Below are 15,397 nucleotides of genomic sequence, written 5' to 3'. Positions count from 1 at the left end.
CTGCCGACAAGCGAAAGCCAGACGAATATCTTCGCGTTTCGGACATAGCATGAGCAGGTGCGCAATGTTGCGGCAGATGACTTCGACGCGGTACCGAGAGCCGTATTGCCCGTGGGAACCGACTATCCCGACGGCTTCGTGCTGGACTGGCATTCGCACCGGCGTGCGCAGTTCCTGCACAGCGTGACCGGAGTGATGGTGGTCGAGACGCGCGACGGCACCTGGACAGTTCCCACAGACCTCGCGGTACTGATTCCGCCGGGCGTCCAGCACCTGATGCGAACCCGGCAGGTGAGCACTCGCAGCCTCTACATAGAACCCCAGGCCGTGCCCTGGTGGCCAGACCGCTGCATCGTGGTGAAAGTGACCCCACTGCTGCGTGAACTCCTGCTCGTCGCAGTGGATTTCGATGCCGACTACGATCCGTCCGGTCGCGAGGGCGCAGTTACAACGTTGCTGCTGCACGAGATCGCCGCACTGACGCCAGTGGCGCTTCATGTCGCACTGCCCAGCGCCGCAGACCTGGGCGCATTATGTCGCGACTACCTCACCGAACCGGACGTTCGAATTAACAACGCGCAGTGGGCCGCCCGCGTCAATCTCGGCGAGAGGGCATTCAGTCGCCGCTTCCGCGCCGAGACCGGTGTTAGCCCTGCCGCATGGCGTCGCCGCGCGCGACTGCTCGCCGCAGTTCCACTACTACGCGACGCCACTGTCGCGGAGGTAGCGGGCCGCCTCGGGTACGCGACACCGGCGGCGTTTACGGCCGCCTTCTCTGCCGAGTTCGGAATCGCACCATCGCGCATGACGCGGACGCTGCACCCGGCCTGACAACGCACAGCCCAGGTGGTCTCGTTGCTCGCTTCGAGGCGTCGCAATCGTCTAAGCAGCCGTTCTAGGTGACGTCAAAGCGGCGACAGTAGTAATAATGTCGGCTGCAGAATTCATCGACGAATGTCGACTCGATGACTCGCCCGTATGCCGATTACCGCCGAATGGCGACAAGTTCGTCCAGCCCAGACGACGAATCCCAAAACCGCACGATGGTGTGTGGCCGCGTGGCCGCATGTTTAGGGGCTTGGCGGGCTGTCCGGACCTGATGTCGCCTACAGCCCGCCCTACCCCGCAGTTACCTCGTACGAATCGTAGGTCGCATAGGCATCCAGCGGCACGGTGCAGGCAAACCGGTCGTCGACGGTCGCCACGGACACCGGTGGCCAAGCTACAGCGCCCGACAGGTCAAGGCCCTCAACGTGTCCGGGCGGGGACTCGGGCTAGCGCCCGTCAGGTATGCCGACCTGCTTCATCACGTAGTCGGCCAGCAGTTCGTTGGCGTGCGTGGTGAGGTGTTCGGCCGCGGCGAATACGTAGGTGCGGTCGGCGTCGGGAGACTTCCACGCTTCGGCAGCGCAGAAGTCTTGGCCGGGCTGCGCGCAGGCGTCCTCGTTGGCCCCGTGGGTGAACCCGTATGTGTTGGCATTCTTCAACAGGTCGTCGATGAACGCCCCGGTGTCAAGTATCTGAACTTTCGGGCCCTTGGGCAGCGAATCCACCAGGTGCGTGTTGTAGACGTCGGTCAGCTCGCTGACGTAGCGGCGCGACGCGTCGGACTCGAACCAGGGGAGAACCTTAAGGTCGGCGAGTTTGAACACGAGCAGGTGCTGGGCGCCCTTGTCGAGGATCGCCGCGGCAGTCTTCGCCTCGTCCTCGGCAGCCTTCTGCACCCGCGCCCGCTCGGCGGCCATCACTTCCGGCGTCGGACTGTGGTTGTCGCGGAGAGCCTGGGCCAGCGCCGGGTCCTTCGTCGGATCGTAGTTGTACGCAACGTCATTCGTGCCGATGTAGAGAGTGACGAGCTGGTCGGGGTTGAAGGAGCCGTGCTGGTTCAGGAAGTGCTGAAGTTGGACCGCGGTGGATATCGGGGTGCCCTCGGGATTTTGCGAAACCGTCGAGTAGGCGCTGTTGGCCCGGGCGCCACCCTCGGCATAGTTCAGCCCGCCGGGGCCGCTGAGGCCGGGCTTCCCCTGGTAGACATCGCTGTAGCTGACGGTGTGCTCATTCGGTTCCGTCGATTGGCCGAGGCGTTCGGCGACATGTTGCGCCCAGGTCATGCCGGGATTCGTGGTGAAGCGTATTCCGTACGTGCCAGCATCGGTCAGGCTGTCACCGAAGAACACGGCTTCGCGGAGCTTCGCAGGCGCCGCAGTGGTGTCCGAGGAGGTGCCAGAGGAACCGCACGCCGTGAGCGCGCTGACCGTGACCGCCGCGGCAACCGCTGCTCGGACATGGACTGACATCGGCATTCTGAATTCCTTTACGGTTGGAGAGTTTTCCGCGATTGGTTGTGCTGGATGTCGGCGATGGCCCTCTCGGCACCGACCCCGGTCAAGCGACCGCACCTCCATTTCGGCGTTGGGAAATCGAACCTAGATGAGATGGGGGTCACACTCGAGGTGATGCGCCGAAGCCGGGCGCGCCTGCGCCGAGTGGTCGGTCCGACACGGTGAGCGGTGCGTCCCCTACTCTCGTCGGTCCGCCGTTGGTGGGTAATTGCGGGACGTAGAGCCGCGCAAACAACCTCACTCAGCAGCCGCCGCAACAACAGCCCGCGTCAGGGCCGAGCTATCCGCGGTGTGACGGCGCAGCCCGGGTGGGCCGGAGCGCGGCTGTACACGATGGCCACATGCGGTTCGGATATGAGGCGCTCGTCAAAGGGTGTGCGTGCAGCATTCCTGTCGTTCGAGCGCGTGATGGGTCGCGGCGATCAGTGCGTGAGCGCGAGCGTCGTTCGGCTGGTCGTCGCGCAGGGTATTGGTGGCATAGGACAGGCCGGCACGGTGGGAGGGCCAGGCGCACGAGGTCGAGCCGCCAGCGCCCGGATGCCCGAATGCACCTAGGGCAGGCCCGAACTCACGGGATTCGGTCGCGAGCCGAAATCCGATGCCGAACGCCATGAGCTCGTTGATGAGCGGGTCCTGTCGGCGGCTGCGCAGCCGGAGACCCTCGTGAAGAGTCTTGGCGGTGAGAAGCCGTATCCCATCGAGTTGTCCGCTGTTCGCCAAACATCCGTAGAGCCGCGCGATCGACCGAGCGGTGCCGATCGCTCCGATGCCCGGTATCTCGGCGCGATGCCATGAGGTGCGGTTAGCCGGAATCTCGTCCGCGGGAAACAGCGGTGGGTTGTTCCATACTCGATCCTGGAGCCGATCGGTCTTTCGCGAGCCGTCACCGACAGTGGACAGTCTGCTGCCCCACGTTGACGCGTAGGACAGTCGGGCGACCGATTCGAGCTGATCGTCAGGAAGGCCGATCCAGAGCCGCAGGCCGAGCGGCCGGGCGACCTCGTCGGCGAAGAACCGGCCCACGGTGCGCCCATCGACGCGTCTGATCAGCTCCCCGCACAACCAGCCGTAGGTCAGCGGATGATAGGTGTGGCGTGCACGTGGATCGCGGTCACAGGGTTGGGCGGCAAGCAGATTGGCCATCTTTGCGCCGTCGACGAGGTCGTCATGGGTGACGTTGGCGCGCAATCCGGGCAGTCGCGCCTGATGACTCGCGAGATCGCTGACGCTGATGCGCTCCTTGCCGTTAGCGGCAAATTCGGGCCAATAGTGAGCGACCGGGGATTCCAGGTCCAGGAGCCCACGGTCCACGAGCATCAGCAGGCACACGGCGACAAGTGCCTTCGTGCCGGAGAAGATCACCTGGGTTGTGTCGGGCCCCCAGCGCCGGCCGGTCGCCGGATCAGCAAGCCCGCCCCACAAGTCGACGGCCAGCCGCCCGTTGATCGTCACCGCGTAGGCCGCTCCGGTTTCTGTCCCACGTTCGAAGTTCGCGGCGAAGGCAGCGCGCACGTTTTCAAACCCGGGATCGACGTGACCGTGGATCGGCGCAGTGGGCATCATCGGGCCGACTCGGTGCCCGCGGCGGCGATCTCCGTGGGAGCGCCCAGCCGCCTGGAAATCTCTTCGGCTGCAGCCACTGTCAACGACACTGTCTGTGCCAGGGCGTCGTCGCCGACCGAAGGCCGTGGGCCACTGACGGATATCGATGCGCAGATCTTCTCGGAATAGTTGAAGATCGGAGCACCGACGGAGGTGATTCCGGGGATGACATCCTCGTTGGACACCGAGTAGCCCTGGTGCAGAATGGTTCTCAGTTCGGTGAAGAGCGCATCTTTGGTCACCGGCGTGGTGGCGGTGTATCGGTGAAGCTCGCCCTGTGAAACGAACTCTGTCCAGAACTGCGTCGGCTGATACGCGAGCAGGACCCGCGCGCCTGCACCGCCGTGCAGCGGCACGCTCCCCCCGACGCGCAGGATCATCACCTGGACCACTTCGCCGTCGATCCGCTCAATGCAGGTGGCATCGAAGCCCCGCCTGATGGTCAGGAATACGGTCTGGCGGGTCTGGTCGTGGAGTTCTTCCATCGCTGTCGTGGCGGCTGACCGGATGTCGTCGAAACGTGCACTTACGGCGCTACCCAGGTGAAACAAGCGCATCCCGAGTTGGTAGCTGCCTTTGCGCAGCCCGGGTTGCACGAAGTCGTGGCGTTCGAGTGTTGACAACAGGCGATACAGCGAACTGCGCGGCTCGCTCAGGCGTTCCGCGAGTTCGGCCGGGGTGGCGTCGTCGACGGACGCGAGCACGTCGAGTAGGGCCGAGATCTTGCTGAATACCTTGACGGACTCTTCCATGGCCCCACCCTAACCCAGATTCTCTCAATGCGGACGGCTCGTCCGAATTGTGGCGAAAACCTTGACGCATCCCGTTGCGCGGTGTTGACTTCTCGTTATGCGAACAGTTAGTCCACAATGCGGACACGACTCCGATATTTGGGCCGTGGTGCGGATGAACCTCACACCGGATGGGCGGGCGGTCGAGGACGCGTTCAACCGGTGGTACACCGACGTCCACGTTCCCGATTACGTCGCCATGGCGGGCTTCCGCGCCGGGCACCGGCTGCAGCTGATACACGTTGCGGCGCAGGAAGGCGAGCCCGAGCACGAGTACCTCGCCGTTTACGAAGTTGATGCGATCCAGACGTTCAACGCGGCACTGGCGTCCGGCCCCCCGTGGGGACCGTGGCAGGACGACATCGCCCGTCTGGCCCAGGACTGGGAGCGAACCTACTACCGGCGCCGGTCAACAACTCTCGGCGCAGTGGGCCGCGGCGCCGTGTGGGTGATCGTGAAAACCGACCTCGACACCGGCGCCGACGTCGAGGCGTTCAACACCTGGTATGACTCCGTGCACGTCCCCGAGATCACCGCCAACCCCGGCGTTCACCGCGCGTGGCGCCTGGAAGTCGCCCCCGATGCCAACGATCTGGGGCCACACAGGCAACGGTTCTGGGCGGTCTATGAGGTGGACACCCCCGAGGACTTCGCGGCCGCGCGACAACGCCGATTCGACCGCGGCGTGCAGCCGTGGGACGGACTATGGACAGACGCCGTTCGCAACGTCCAGATCGCCTTCTACTCACACACCGTGGAGATCCATCACGCGATACCGCAACTTGCCGAGAAAGAAATCTGATGGCCATGACATTCCTGTCGCGCCCCAACCTGTTGTTAGTCGTCCAGGGAACCTTCGACGATGCGGTAGACCGTAGCGACTTCGATCGCTGGTACGACGAGAAGCATTTGCCGCAGATCAGCGCATGCCCGGGGTTTGAGTGGGGCCTGCGCTATTACGCGGTCGAACACGAGCGCCGGTTTTTGACTATCTATGGATTGGCCGACGCGGACGCGCTGCGCACACCGGAGTTCACCTCCCGCAGAGGATTTGATCAGTTCACCGCCGCGGTCGACTTCCGCACGACGCTGTACCGGGCCCACTCGATTTCGGAGACGTCAGCATGACCGACTGGTGGTGGACACGGCGCTGGGAAGACTGGCGCGGCGCTGCCGGCACCCCGGTCATCCTGCAATGGGACGGCGGTCAGGCGCGTGCGTACCTCTTCGACGAGCACACACCGAAGACCGTCGCCGCATTTCTGGCCGCGCTTCCGCTCACGGTGCCCGTGGTGCACGCCGCATGGAGCGGAGACATGATGATGAGCGCCGCAGACGTTGCCGTACACCAGAGCGTTCCCGAGAACCACATCCGCCTGCCCCGGATCGGCGATCTGGGATGGGACCCCGAGTACGGCGAACTGACGATCACCTACGGGACCGCCGAGTGCAGGTTGCCGAGCGGCGAAAACACCATCACGGTATTCGGATCGGTGTCCGAGAACCTCGGCGAACTCGCCAATCTGGGCCGATCAACCCGATTCAACGGCGTCACTACCATTCGCATCGTGCACGCCGAACCGGCATCGGCCGCCGGCGACGACCCCGACACCGCGGGGCAGTCACGATGACCGGGCGCACCGCGCTCTCCGTCGCGGCCACCGTCTGCCTCATATCCGCGCCGTTATCAGGCTGCAGTACAAGCGCTCTCGGACATTCCGATCCAGGGCTGGGGCCCGCGGGCAAACCCATCGTGATCGCCGCGGTCAAGGGGCTCACCGGTTCGCTGTCCTCATTCGATGGGCCGCCTGTGATCACCGCGCAGATGGCGGTCGACGACATCAACAGCCGAGGCGGCGTCGACGGTCACCCACTGCAACTGATCAAAGTCGACACCCAATCCGATGTCAGCCACGATCAGCAAGCCACGCTCCACGCGATCAAAAAGGGCGCCAGCTTCATCATCGCGCCATGCGACTTCGACACCGGCGCGCCAGTGGCGATCGTCGCTCAGGCTGCTCAGTTGGTAGCCATGTCCGATTGCGCAGGGGCCCCGGAATTCGGGAAACAAGGGATCGGTCCTTACGCGTTCACGATGGGACTTGTCGCCCAGTCCGAAGGCGCCGCCCTCGCCCAGTTCGCGGCCGGCCGCAACTGGCATCGCGCGTTCATCCTGCGCGACACTACCCTCGAGTACCACCGACAGGTTACCGACGGCTTCATCGACCGCTTCGCGGGCGACGGCAACCAAATCGTCAGCCAGGCCACTTTTGAGGGACAAGACAACTCGATCTCCACCCAGATCGGCCGGATCAGGGACAGCGGACCAATCGACTTCATCCTGCTGATGTCGTTTCCGCCGGGAGGCGCTTCCGCGCTGCGTCAGCTCAGGGCCGCCGGCATCAATGTCCCCGTCCTCGCCTCGAATTCTTTCGACGGCGACTACTGGAAGTCGGCCGTCGCCAACGTATCCGACGTGTACTACACCAACTACTCGTCGCTGTCAGGCGACGATCCCGACTCCGCCCGCACAGCTGTCATTGAGCGCTTCAAACAGATCACTGGCGGCTATCCCAGCAACACGAATGTCGTCACGGGATATTCGGTCATCCAGGCGTTCAAGATCGCCGCCGAACGGTGCACATGCCGCAGTGGTCCTGGACTGGTCACTGCGTTCGAGTCGTTCAAGAACGAGCCGCTGCTGGTGGGGCCGACCACCTTCACCGACACCCTGCACGTCGATCCGGTCCGACCGCTGCTGGTGATGCAGATTGACGGCGGCCGTTCTCGATTCGTCACCGAGATCGCGTTCAGCTCGCCTCCCCATCTACCCCTGTAGCTCTCCTCCTCGAAAAGGAAGTGCATCCTATGAATGCCGGCTGTTGCCTGAAATCGTCGGGCGTGTGCGTCTCCTTCGGCGGTGTGAACGCATTGCAGGACGTGAACGTCGTCGTCGAGCCCGGCGAGATCGTCGGCCTCATCGGACCCAACGGTGCCGGCAAGACCACGTTGCTCAATGCGCTATCCGGATTCCAACAACCCTCCTCGGGGCGGGTCTGTCTCGACGGCTCCGATGTCACCGGCACGCCTGCGCACCGCTTCGCCTCACTCGGGCTGACCCGATCATTCCAGGGATGCCGGCTGTTCCCGCGGCTGACGGTCCGCGAGAACGTCGAGGCCGCTGCGATCGGTGTGGGAATGAAGCGCAGGGCCGCGCGCGAGCTCGCAGCCCACTTGCTTGCGCGCGCGGATCTGACACCGTCCGCCGATACCTTCGCCGCAGACCTACCCGCCGGCGATCAGCGCCTATTGGGCCTCGTGCGTGCGGTGGCCGGGCGGCCGAGGTACCTGCTGCTCGATGAGCCGGCCGCAGGGCTCAACGATGACGAAAGCGTCGCACTGGTGTCCACGATGTCGGACGTCCGCGATGACGTCGGCTGCGCGATCCTCATCGTTGAGCACGACATGCGAGTGATCATGCCGCTGTGCGAGCGGATCTACGTGCTCGATCACGGGCGCGTGCTGGCCGAAGGTTCTGCAGCCGAAATACGTTCCAACCCCGCGGTTGTCGAGGCTTACCTGGGTGTGGTGGCGTAAATGCTGGAAGTGGCGAACCTGAATGTGAGATATGACCGCGTCCACGCGGTCCGCGACGCGAGCCTGGAGGTGCGCCCAGGACACATCTGCGCCTTGGTAGGCCCCAACGGGGCAGGGAAATCCTCCCTGCTGCGTGCCTTGGTCGGATTGCACCGCCCGTCGTCGGGAACGATCCGGTTCGCAGGCAAGACAATTACCGGGCTGGCGCCGGAACGGATCGTACGAGAAGGCATTTCGATCGTGCCGGAGGGACGGCAGGCATTCGCACGCCTGACCGTGGTCGAGAACCTCAAGATGGGACTCGTCGGGCGCCGCGGCAGTCGGGGCGCCTCAGACCTCGACCGGATCGTCGAACGATTTCCGGTGCTGGGCACGTACTTCCATCATGTCGCCGGCGCCCTGTCCGGCGGCGAACAACAGCAACTCGTTATCGCCCGGGCGCTCCTGACCAAGCCCAAGCTGCTCATCCTCGACGAGCCTTCGTTGGGGCTGGCGCCCATCGTCGTCAGCGAGGTGTTCGCGACGCTCGCCGAGCTGCGCGAACAGGGCACGACCATCCTGCTGGTCGAACAGAACGCAGCGAAAGCGCTCGGGTTCGCCGATGACGCGTACCTGATGAGCAACGGCCGTGTGACCCCCCGGGACACATCGGTCGGCGAAAAGGAGTTGCTCGAAACGTATCTGGGGACAGCGCCGTGAACAGCGTCCTGGCCCACCTCATCAACGCGTTGTCGCTTGGCGGCACATATGCACTCTCGGCGCTGGGGATCGCGTTGATCTTCGGTGTCATGCGCTTGATCAACTTTGCGCACGCACAGATCATCATGGTCGCCGGGTACTTCACGCTATTAGTCTCGAACACCCAATGGCCGGCTGTCGTGGCAACGACTATCGCCGTCGGCGTCGCACTGGCAGTCGGGATGGAACGGATCGCGTTTCGCCCCGTTCGCGACGCCGCGGCATCAACGCTGCTGGTGACCTCCTTCGCGGTCTCGTCCCTAATAGAGAACCTGCTCATCCTGGTCGCCGGTTCACGCTCAAAGTCGGTCAACGTTTTTGGCGGGCTCACCAAGAGTGTCGACATCGCCGGCATGCCCGTACAGCTGATCGACATCGCGACCGTCGCCCTGTCCTCGGTGCTGGTGGCCGCCGTCATCGCGGTACTCGCGCGCACACCCATCGGCATTCAGATTCGCGCCGCAAGCGAGAACTTTCAGATGGCCAGGCTGCTGGGCGTGCGGGCCAATCGGGTTATCGCGGTGGCCTTCGCGATCAGTGGCATCCTGGCCGCCGTGCTCGCGCTGCTGATCGTCGCGAGGACGGGAAGCCTCTTCCCCGAGCTGGGCCAACAGCCCGCGCTCATCGGCTTCGTCGCTACCGTGATCGGGGGCATGGGCAGCATCGGTGGCGCTGTCCTCGGCGCCTACCTGATCGGCGCGGTGACGGTCGCACTTGACGTGGTTCTGCCGACAGCGGTATCGCCGTACCGAGACGCGTTCGTGTTCGCCGTCGTGATAGTGGTACTGCTGGTCCGCCCGCGCGGCCTCATCCCCTCACGATTCAACGTGGAGCGTGTATGACCATGCCGCAGAACCTCATCCGGATGTGCCGGTGGGCCTGGACACCGACGATGCTGTCCCTCGCGCTGAGCGCGATCGCAGCCCTCGGATCGCTGTCCAGCCCCGACATTCAGGCCCGGATCCTCACCACCATCGTCGACGTCGTCCTTGTCGTCGGGCTCTACAGTTTCATCGGACTCTCCGGGGTCGTGTCGTTCGGTCACGTTTCCTTCGCGGCGATCGGCGCCTATGTCACCGCCTACTTGACGATCCCCCCGGTCTACAAACACGTGTTGCTGCCCGATCTACCGCGATGGCTCGGCGATTTGTCGGTCAGTCCGGTGATCGCGCTCGGTGTGGCGGGCATGCTCGCCACCGTGTTTGCGCTCGTGATCGCGCCAGTCATCGTACGCCTCAACGGAATTGCGGCATCGATCGTCATGTTGTGCATCTTGAGCGTCGTCTATGTGTTCATCAGCCAGAACCAGAGCCTCACTCGCGGTAACCGGGGCGTCACCGGATTGCCGTTCGATCTGAACGTCGGCCGTCCGCTGGCCATCGCAGTAGTCGTGGTCTTTGTGGTCGCGCTGTTCCAGGACAGTGCACGCGGACTAGCGCTGCGGGCCACGCGCGAGGACGAATTCGGGGCGCGCGGTATCGGAATTTCGGTGGCGCGAGCGCGCCTGTGGGGGCTGCTGCTCAGTGCATGCGTGATGGGCGTCGGCGGAGGGCTCTACGCCCTAGTCATCGGCGCGCTGACGCCAGGCTCGTTCTATCTCAATCTCACCTTCACCACCTTGGTGATGCTTGTCGTCGGTGGTATGGGCTCACTGACCGGAGCGGTGGCCGGCGCCATCGTCATGTCGGCGGCGGCGCAGCTTCTCAGCACGCTCGAGGAAGGAGTCGCACTCGGCGGCATCCACGTTCCCGCACGCCAGGGCGTCGCGCTGGTCGGTGTCGCCCTCGTAGCCCTGCTCGTTCTGCTGTTTAGACCCAGCGGGCTCACCAACGGCCGGGAACTACCCCAACCGCGATGGTTGCGTAGCCCGGCAGACGCTGCACCGGCGGCACCACCATCGTCGGCGCCCGCCGCCCCGGCATCAACGGGTGTGCCGGGCCCCGACTAGCTCACCCACATTCGTTGTGCCGCCCCAGTTCAACTCCGTCAAAGGAAACGTCATGTCACAGTGCATTGTCATCACCGGCGCAAGTTCCGGCATCGGCCGTGCCGTCGCGACGCGACTGGCGCGACCCGATGCCGGCCTGGTCATCGTCGGACGCGACGAAACCCGGCTGCAGGACACCCATCGCCGCGTGACGCAGGCCGGTGCCCAATGCACTTGGGTCGCCGCCGACTTGTGCGATGCCGACGGGCCGGGCAAGGTCGTCGACGCCGCGGTTTCGACATTCGGCGCGATCACCGGACTCGTCCTCGCCGCGGGCGTGTACACACCGGCACCGCTGACCCAAACCTCCGATGCAGTCTTCGAACGGACCTGGCGCACCAACGTTTACGCCCCCTACGCCCTTATCCGAACCGCGCACGCACACATGCCCCGCGACGGGTCTGCCGCCATCGTCATGGTGTCCTCGGTTTCGGGTCGCCGCCCGTTCGCCAACGAGTCGGCCTACGCGGCGTCCAAAGGCGCGATCGATGCCCTCGTCGGCTCGCTGGCCGTAGAACTGGCCGCAGACGGCATCCGCGTCAATGGCGTCGCACCCGGATTCACCGAAACCGAGATGAACACCACCGTCCGCGAAAACCGCGCGATCGTCGACTCAGCGCTCGCAGCCACTCTGACACACCGCCTCGGGCGCCCCGACGACATCGCGGCCGCAGTTGACTACCTGCTGTCCCCCGGCGCCGAATATGTCTGCGGTGTAATGCTTCCCGTAGACGGCGGCTACCCGACCTCCGCGATCCAGGCCGGCCTGATATGACGGCACCCTGTACAGTCGCATGCGCGCAATTGGCACTTGACGTCGCCGATCCCGCCGCAACCCGCGAGCGCACGTGCACCGCGATCGCCGACGCGTTCCACAGCGGCGCCAACATCATCGTCGTTCCAGAACTGGCGAACAGCGGCTATGCGTTCCACGATCTCCACGAGGCCCGCCGCGCCGCCGAAGACACCGATGGACCGACACTGCGCACCTGGGCGCAGCTCGCCCACGACTTCTCCGGAGTCGTCATCGGCGGCTTCGCTGAACAGGCCGACGACGAAGCGCTGCACAACTCCGTCGCTATCGTCACCGAGGACGGTGTGGCCGGGATCTACCGCAAGATCCACCTGTGGGACCGGGAAAACGACTGGTTTCACCCTGGTTCGGCGATGCCGCCCGTCGTCGCGACCCGTTTCGGGGCGGTGTCCACCGCGGTGTGCTACGACGTCTACTTCCCGGAATTCACCAGAGCAATAGCGCTTTCCGGCGCAGAACTGCTGGCCGTACCCACCAATGCCCCGCGACGGGTACCGGGATCGACCACCGCGACCCCTGCCAGCGGCGGGTTCCCGACCCCGATCCAACTCGCGATCTACGCGACGATGGCCCATCAGAACGGGATTTACGTGGCCGCCTGTGACCGAGCCGGCGAGGAACGCGGCATCGAATGGATCGGCGCAAGCGGGGTGTTCTCCCCGGACGGATGGATGCTGGCAACTCCCCCAGCCGGCTACGGCACCGGAACACTGTTCGCCCAATGCCGACTGGCCGATTCCCGAAACAAACAGCGCGGCAACAGAAACGACCTCTTCGCCGACCGGCGCCCAGAGGTGTACGACCACACGACGACGAAAGGAACCACCCATGGCCGATGAATTGATCTGCGTAACCACCTCAGACATCGCACCGGGCCGAGAAGCCGAGTTCAACGAATGGTATGACAACGTGCACCTGCCGGAGATACTTGGATGCCCGGGATGGTTGTCAGCTGTGCGCTACGAAAGCATCGCGGGGCAGCCGAAGTACCTGGCGATCTATCAGTTGGACCGGCCCGACGCGCTCGAGACTCCACAGGTGCGCCGCGTCTACGGGTGGGGCCCGATGACACCCTACCTGCTCAACTCCCACGCGCGAGTCTACCGGCGTCGCTGAGCCGATGGCGACGACGCAATTTGACGATGTTCTGAGCCTCGACGCGACGGCGCAAGCCGCGCTGGTCCGCTCGGGCGATGTATCCGCGGTCGAACTGTTGGAAGCGACGATTTCGAGGCTCGACGCGGTCGACGATCAACTCAACGTATTGTCCTCGCGGTGTTATGACGAAGCGCGACAACAAGTTCTCGCGGGACTACCCGACGGACCATTCACCGGCGTGCCGTTTCTGGTGAAGGACTTGATCGCCGAAGTGGCCGGCACGCCGCAGACCGAAGGGTCCCCGGCGCAGCGCACTGTGTATGCGCTCGGCGACAGTGAGCTCGTGCGGCGCTATCGGCGGGCCGGGCTGGTCATCGTCGGCCGCTCGACGACCTCCGAGTACGGCCACGCGCCAGTCACCGATGGCCGACTGTGTGGCCCGACCCGTAACCCGTGGGATCCGTCGGTGACCGCCGGCGGCTCCAGCGGCGGCTCCGGCGCAGCGGTCGCCGCGCGCGCGGTGGCGGTGGCGCACGGCAACGACGCCGGAGGGTCGCTTCGGATTCCGGCGGCGTGTTGCGGCGTGTTCGGGCTGCGGCCTACCCCGGGACTTATGCCGATGGAAACCAAGCACGGCATCTTGACCCGGCGTTTCGTGTCCGAACATGTCATTGCGCGTACCACCCGCGACAGTGCGGCGGTCCTTGACTGCACCCGGCTGCGCCCGGCGGTCTCCGGCCCGGGCGCAGACCCACACCCACGACCGCTGCGGATCGCCGTGCAGCACGGCGCCCCCGTCGACGTCGCTGTCGACGCGGCGAGCGTGGCCGCCGTCGACAAGGTGGCCAGGGTATGTGAGTCGCTCGGGCATACCGTGATCGAGGCGGCGCCCTCGATCGACGGCGAAACGCTCTTCGGCGCCTGGTTCGGCATGTGGTCGGACTTCATGGGCTGGCACGTGACGCGCACTGGGCGCCGACTTCGTCGCACGCCCTCACCCGACGACCACGACACAATGACCTGGACCCTGTATGAAACCAGCCAAACACGGAGGCCCGCACAACTTTTGGACGATCTGACGGTGCTCGATGAGGCGGCCGAGGTGATCCAGGCGTTTCTGGCCGGCGTCGACATCTGGATGATGCCGGTACTGGCCCAACCGCCGCGGCCGCACGGCGCCTTCACCGCCCCTGGCGCCGACGCCAACCCGTACCGCACTTTCTCGCCATTCTGCCGGCTCGCCAACATCGCTGGTGTGCCCGCGTGCTCTGTCCCCACCGGCGGTACGGACAAACACCCCCGAGGCGTTCAGCTCGTCACGCGAAGGTACGCCGAGCACATTCTCCTTGACCTTGCGGCGCAACTGGAACACGAGATGGATTGGGCGTCCCTCGTGCCCCCGATGGCCACCGCAACCCGATCCCACTGAAAGGCACCCATCATGACCATCGTGCGGCAACGCAACATTGCCGGTGTTCGCTACAGCCCCAACGAGTTTGGTCCAGCACATCAGCAGAGCGCCACGGAACTGCTCGCGGCGCTGGCACTACCCCGGCGCGGCACCGTCTACGATCTCGACGCCGGCCGATGGCCCGGCATGCCGGTACTGCCTGTGCACCCGCCGTTCCTGCTGACCACGTGGCGCACGCCGCGACGCGCCGATATCGACGGCGACGTCCCGAGCGCGATGACCGGTGGCGCGATCCGCACCGGGGTCACCACCGAGTTGATCACCGCGTCGCAGCACACGGGCACCCACATCGACGCGCTGTGCCACATCACCGAAAACGAACGCTGGTTCGGCGGTGGCAAGGAAGAGTTGCACATCGGTGATTTCGGCGCACAATTCGGTGAAGCCTCCTCGCTGCCGCTGCTGCTCACCCGAGGTGTCCTGCTCGACATCGCCGCCGTCCACAACGTCGCCGCCCTTCCGGCAGGCCACGAGATCACCGTGGACGAACTGGAAGCGGCGATGACGCGCAAGGACACCGACATCCAGCGCGGCGACACCGTGCTCATCCGAACCGGGTACATGACGGTGTGGGACGGCCCCGATACCGCGCGGGTCGGCCACTACGGCGCCGGTATCGGGGTCGCGGCAGCGCGCTACCTCATCGATCACGGGGTGGCGGCCATCGGCAGCGACACCGAAGACTTCGAAGTAATACCGTCGCCGCACGCAGACCACGGCGCATTCCCCGTGCACCGAATGCTGCTCGGCGGCCACGGCATTCACATCATCGAGTTGCTCTACCTCGAACAACTCGCCGACGCCATCGACGCCAGGTTCCTGTTCATCTGCCTACCGCTGCGCATCCGCGGCGCGACAGGATCAATGGTCAGACCGGTCGCGATCGTCTAACCCCCGGATGCCCGCCACGCATCCCGGCATACGCCGCCACAGGGTCAGCCATAAGTGTTGACAAGG

At 65.0% G+C, this 15,397-nt stretch carries 17 protein-coding genes; 14 read left to right on the top strand and 3 right to left on the bottom strand.

Annotated elements, in window-relative coordinates:
• The first annotated feature begins 57 nt into the window (after positions 1-57).
• Entirely contained in the window at positions 58-831 is a 774-nt protein-coding gene (locus tag BST13_RS03000; RefSeq protein WP_083160461.1) for an AraC family transcriptional regulator, read from the top strand.
• Between the two features lie 443 nt (positions 832-1,274).
• Here the strand turns inward: BST13_RS03000 and BST13_RS02995 are convergent, their stop codons facing one another.
• The 3 genes from BST13_RS02995 to BST13_RS02985 form a co-directional block, all read right to left on the bottom strand.
• Positions 1,275-2,303, bottom strand: a complete 1,029-nt coding sequence (locus tag BST13_RS02995) for an SGNH/GDSL hydrolase family protein (RefSeq protein ID WP_158087102.1) — start codon at positions 2,301-2,303, stop codon at positions 1,275-1,277.
• Positions 2,304-2,708: 405 nt separating this feature from the next.
• A complete protein-coding gene (locus BST13_RS02990) occupies positions 2,709-3,905 on the bottom strand; it encodes a serine hydrolase domain-containing protein (RefSeq protein WP_095533383.1) in 1,197 nt (398 codons plus the stop codon).
• On the bottom strand, positions 3,902-4,696 hold the full coding sequence (locus tag BST13_RS02985) for an IclR family transcriptional regulator (RefSeq protein ID WP_083160457.1): 795 nt from the start codon (positions 4,694-4,696) through the stop codon (positions 3,902-3,904). The genes BST13_RS02990 and BST13_RS02985 overlap by 4 nt, the downstream gene beginning before the upstream one ends.
• 154 nt (positions 4,697-4,850) lie before the next feature.
• Between BST13_RS02985 and BST13_RS02980 the strand changes: the two genes are divergently transcribed.
• The 13 genes from BST13_RS02980 (at position 4,851) to BST13_RS02920 (ending at position 15,331) form a co-directional block, all read left to right on the top strand.
• On the top strand, positions 4,851-5,537 hold the full coding sequence (locus tag BST13_RS02980) for a DUF4286 family protein (RefSeq protein ID WP_083160455.1): 687 nt from the start codon (positions 4,851-4,853) through the stop codon (positions 5,535-5,537).
• The gene (locus tag BST13_RS02975) at positions 5,537-5,863 is read left to right on the top strand and encodes an EthD domain-containing protein (RefSeq protein WP_083160453.1); all 327 of its coding nucleotides are present in this window, start codon (positions 5,537-5,539) and stop codon (positions 5,861-5,863) included. The genes BST13_RS02980 and BST13_RS02975 overlap by 1 nt, the downstream gene beginning before the upstream one ends.
• Entirely contained in the window at positions 5,860-6,366 is a 507-nt protein-coding gene (locus tag BST13_RS02970; protein WP_083160451.1) for a DUF3830 family protein, read from the top strand. Before BST13_RS02975 ends, BST13_RS02970 begins: the two co-directional genes overlap by 4 nt.
• Positions 6,363-7,574, top strand: a complete 1,212-nt coding sequence (locus BST13_RS02965; RefSeq protein ID WP_083160449.1) for an ABC transporter substrate-binding protein — start codon at positions 6,363-6,365, stop codon at positions 7,572-7,574. Before BST13_RS02970 ends, BST13_RS02965 begins: the two co-directional genes overlap by 4 nt.
• Positions 7,575-7,657: 83 nt before the next feature.
• The gene (locus BST13_RS02960; RefSeq protein WP_245839289.1) at positions 7,658-8,332 is read left to right on the top strand and encodes an ABC transporter ATP-binding protein; all 675 of its coding nucleotides are present in this window, start codon (positions 7,658-7,660) and stop codon (positions 8,330-8,332) included.
• Positions 8,333-9,031 carry an ABC transporter ATP-binding protein gene (locus BST13_RS02955; protein WP_083160445.1) on the top strand — a complete coding sequence of 233 codons (699 nt, stop codon included), beginning with the start codon at positions 8,333-8,335 and terminating at the stop codon, positions 9,029-9,031. It abuts the gene before it with no gap.
• Positions 9,028-9,912, top strand: coding sequence for a branched-chain amino acid ABC transporter permease (locus BST13_RS02950; RefSeq protein WP_083160443.1), 885 nt, complete (start codon positions 9,028-9,030; stop codon positions 9,910-9,912). The genes BST13_RS02955 and BST13_RS02950 overlap by 4 nt, the downstream gene beginning before the upstream one ends.
• Positions 9,909-11,018 (top strand): branched-chain amino acid ABC transporter permease, encoded by a 1,110-nt coding sequence (locus BST13_RS02945; protein WP_083160441.1) that lies wholly within the window; start codon positions 9,909-9,911, stop codon positions 11,016-11,018. Before BST13_RS02950 ends, BST13_RS02945 begins: the two co-directional genes overlap by 4 nt.
• Positions 11,019-11,070: 52 nt before the next feature.
• Positions 11,071-11,832: an SDR family NAD(P)-dependent oxidoreductase gene (locus BST13_RS02940; protein ID WP_142282713.1), complete on the top strand. Its 762-nt coding sequence runs from the start codon at positions 11,071-11,073 to the stop codon at positions 11,830-11,832.
• Positions 11,829-12,710 (top strand): nitrilase-related carbon-nitrogen hydrolase, encoded by an 882-nt coding sequence (locus BST13_RS02935; RefSeq protein WP_083160437.1) that lies wholly within the window; start codon positions 11,829-11,831, stop codon positions 12,708-12,710. The genes BST13_RS02940 and BST13_RS02935 overlap by 4 nt, the downstream gene beginning before the upstream one ends.
• Positions 12,700-12,987, top strand: coding sequence for a DUF4286 family protein (locus tag BST13_RS02930; protein ID WP_083160435.1), 288 nt, complete (start codon positions 12,700-12,702; stop codon positions 12,985-12,987). Before BST13_RS02935 ends, BST13_RS02930 begins: the two co-directional genes overlap by 11 nt.
• 4 nt (positions 12,988-12,991) lie before the next feature.
• The gene (locus tag BST13_RS02925) at positions 12,992-14,398 is read left to right on the top strand and encodes an amidase (RefSeq protein WP_083160433.1); all 1,407 of its coding nucleotides are present in this window, start codon (positions 12,992-12,994) and stop codon (positions 14,396-14,398) included.
• Between the two features lie 12 nt (positions 14,399-14,410).
• On the top strand, positions 14,411-15,331 hold the full coding sequence (locus BST13_RS02920) for a cyclase family protein (RefSeq protein ID WP_083160431.1): 921 nt from the start codon (positions 14,411-14,413) through the stop codon (positions 15,329-15,331).
• Positions 15,332-15,397: the final 66 nt, after the last annotated feature.

The sequence above is a fragment of the Mycobacterium aquaticum genome (assembly GCF_002086485.1).
In the GTDB taxonomy this organism is placed as follows: Bacteria; Actinomycetota; Actinomycetes; order Mycobacteriales; family Mycobacteriaceae; genus Mycobacterium; species Mycobacterium aquaticum.
The sequence above is the reverse complement of the archived record's forward strand: the minus strand, read 5'-3'. Positions and strand labels throughout refer to the sequence as shown.

Bases quoted from the DNA above. Each gene is read 5' to 3' on its own strand.
- BST13_RS02935 (WP_083160437.1), top strand. From the start codon at position 11,829: ATGACGGCACCCTGTACAGTCGCATGCGCGCAATTGGCACTTGACGTC.
- BST13_RS02955 (WP_083160445.1), top strand. From the start codon at position 8,333: ATGCTGGAAGTGGCGAACCTGAATGTGAGATATGACCGCGTCCACGCG.
- BST13_RS02965 (WP_083160449.1), top strand. From the start codon at position 6,363: ATGACCGGGCGCACCGCGCTCTCCGTCGCGGCCACCGTCTGCCTCATA.
- BST13_RS02990 (WP_095533383.1), bottom strand. From the start codon at position 3,905: ATGATGCCCACTGCGCCGATCCACGGTCACGTCGATCCCGGGTTTGAA.
- BST13_RS02925 (WP_083160433.1), top strand. From the start codon at position 12,992: ATGGCGACGACGCAATTTGACGATGTTCTGAGCCTCGACGCGACGGCG.
- BST13_RS02970 (WP_083160451.1), top strand. From the start codon at position 5,860: ATGACCGACTGGTGGTGGACACGGCGCTGGGAAGACTGGCGCGGCGCT.
- BST13_RS02975 (WP_083160453.1), top strand. From the start codon at position 5,537: ATGGCCATGACATTCCTGTCGCGCCCCAACCTGTTGTTAGTCGTCCAG.
- BST13_RS02930 (WP_083160435.1), top strand. From the start codon at position 12,700: ATGGCCGATGAATTGATCTGCGTAACCACCTCAGACATCGCACCGGGC.
- BST13_RS02980 (WP_083160455.1), top strand. From the start codon at position 4,851: ATGAACCTCACACCGGATGGGCGGGCGGTCGAGGACGCGTTCAACCGG.
- BST13_RS02920 (WP_083160431.1), top strand. From the start codon at position 14,411: ATGACCATCGTGCGGCAACGCAACATTGCCGGTGTTCGCTACAGCCCC.
- BST13_RS02985 (WP_083160457.1), bottom strand. From the start codon at position 4,696: ATGGAAGAGTCCGTCAAGGTATTCAGCAAGATCTCGGCCCTACTCGAC.
- BST13_RS02940 (WP_142282713.1), top strand. From the start codon at position 11,071: ATGTCACAGTGCATTGTCATCACCGGCGCAAGTTCCGGCATCGGCCGT.
- BST13_RS02945 (WP_083160441.1), top strand. From the start codon at position 9,909: ATGACCATGCCGCAGAACCTCATCCGGATGTGCCGGTGGGCCTGGACA.
- BST13_RS02995 (WP_158087102.1), bottom strand. From the start codon at position 2,303: ATGCCGATGTCAGTCCATGTCCGAGCAGCGGTTGCCGCGGCGGTCACG.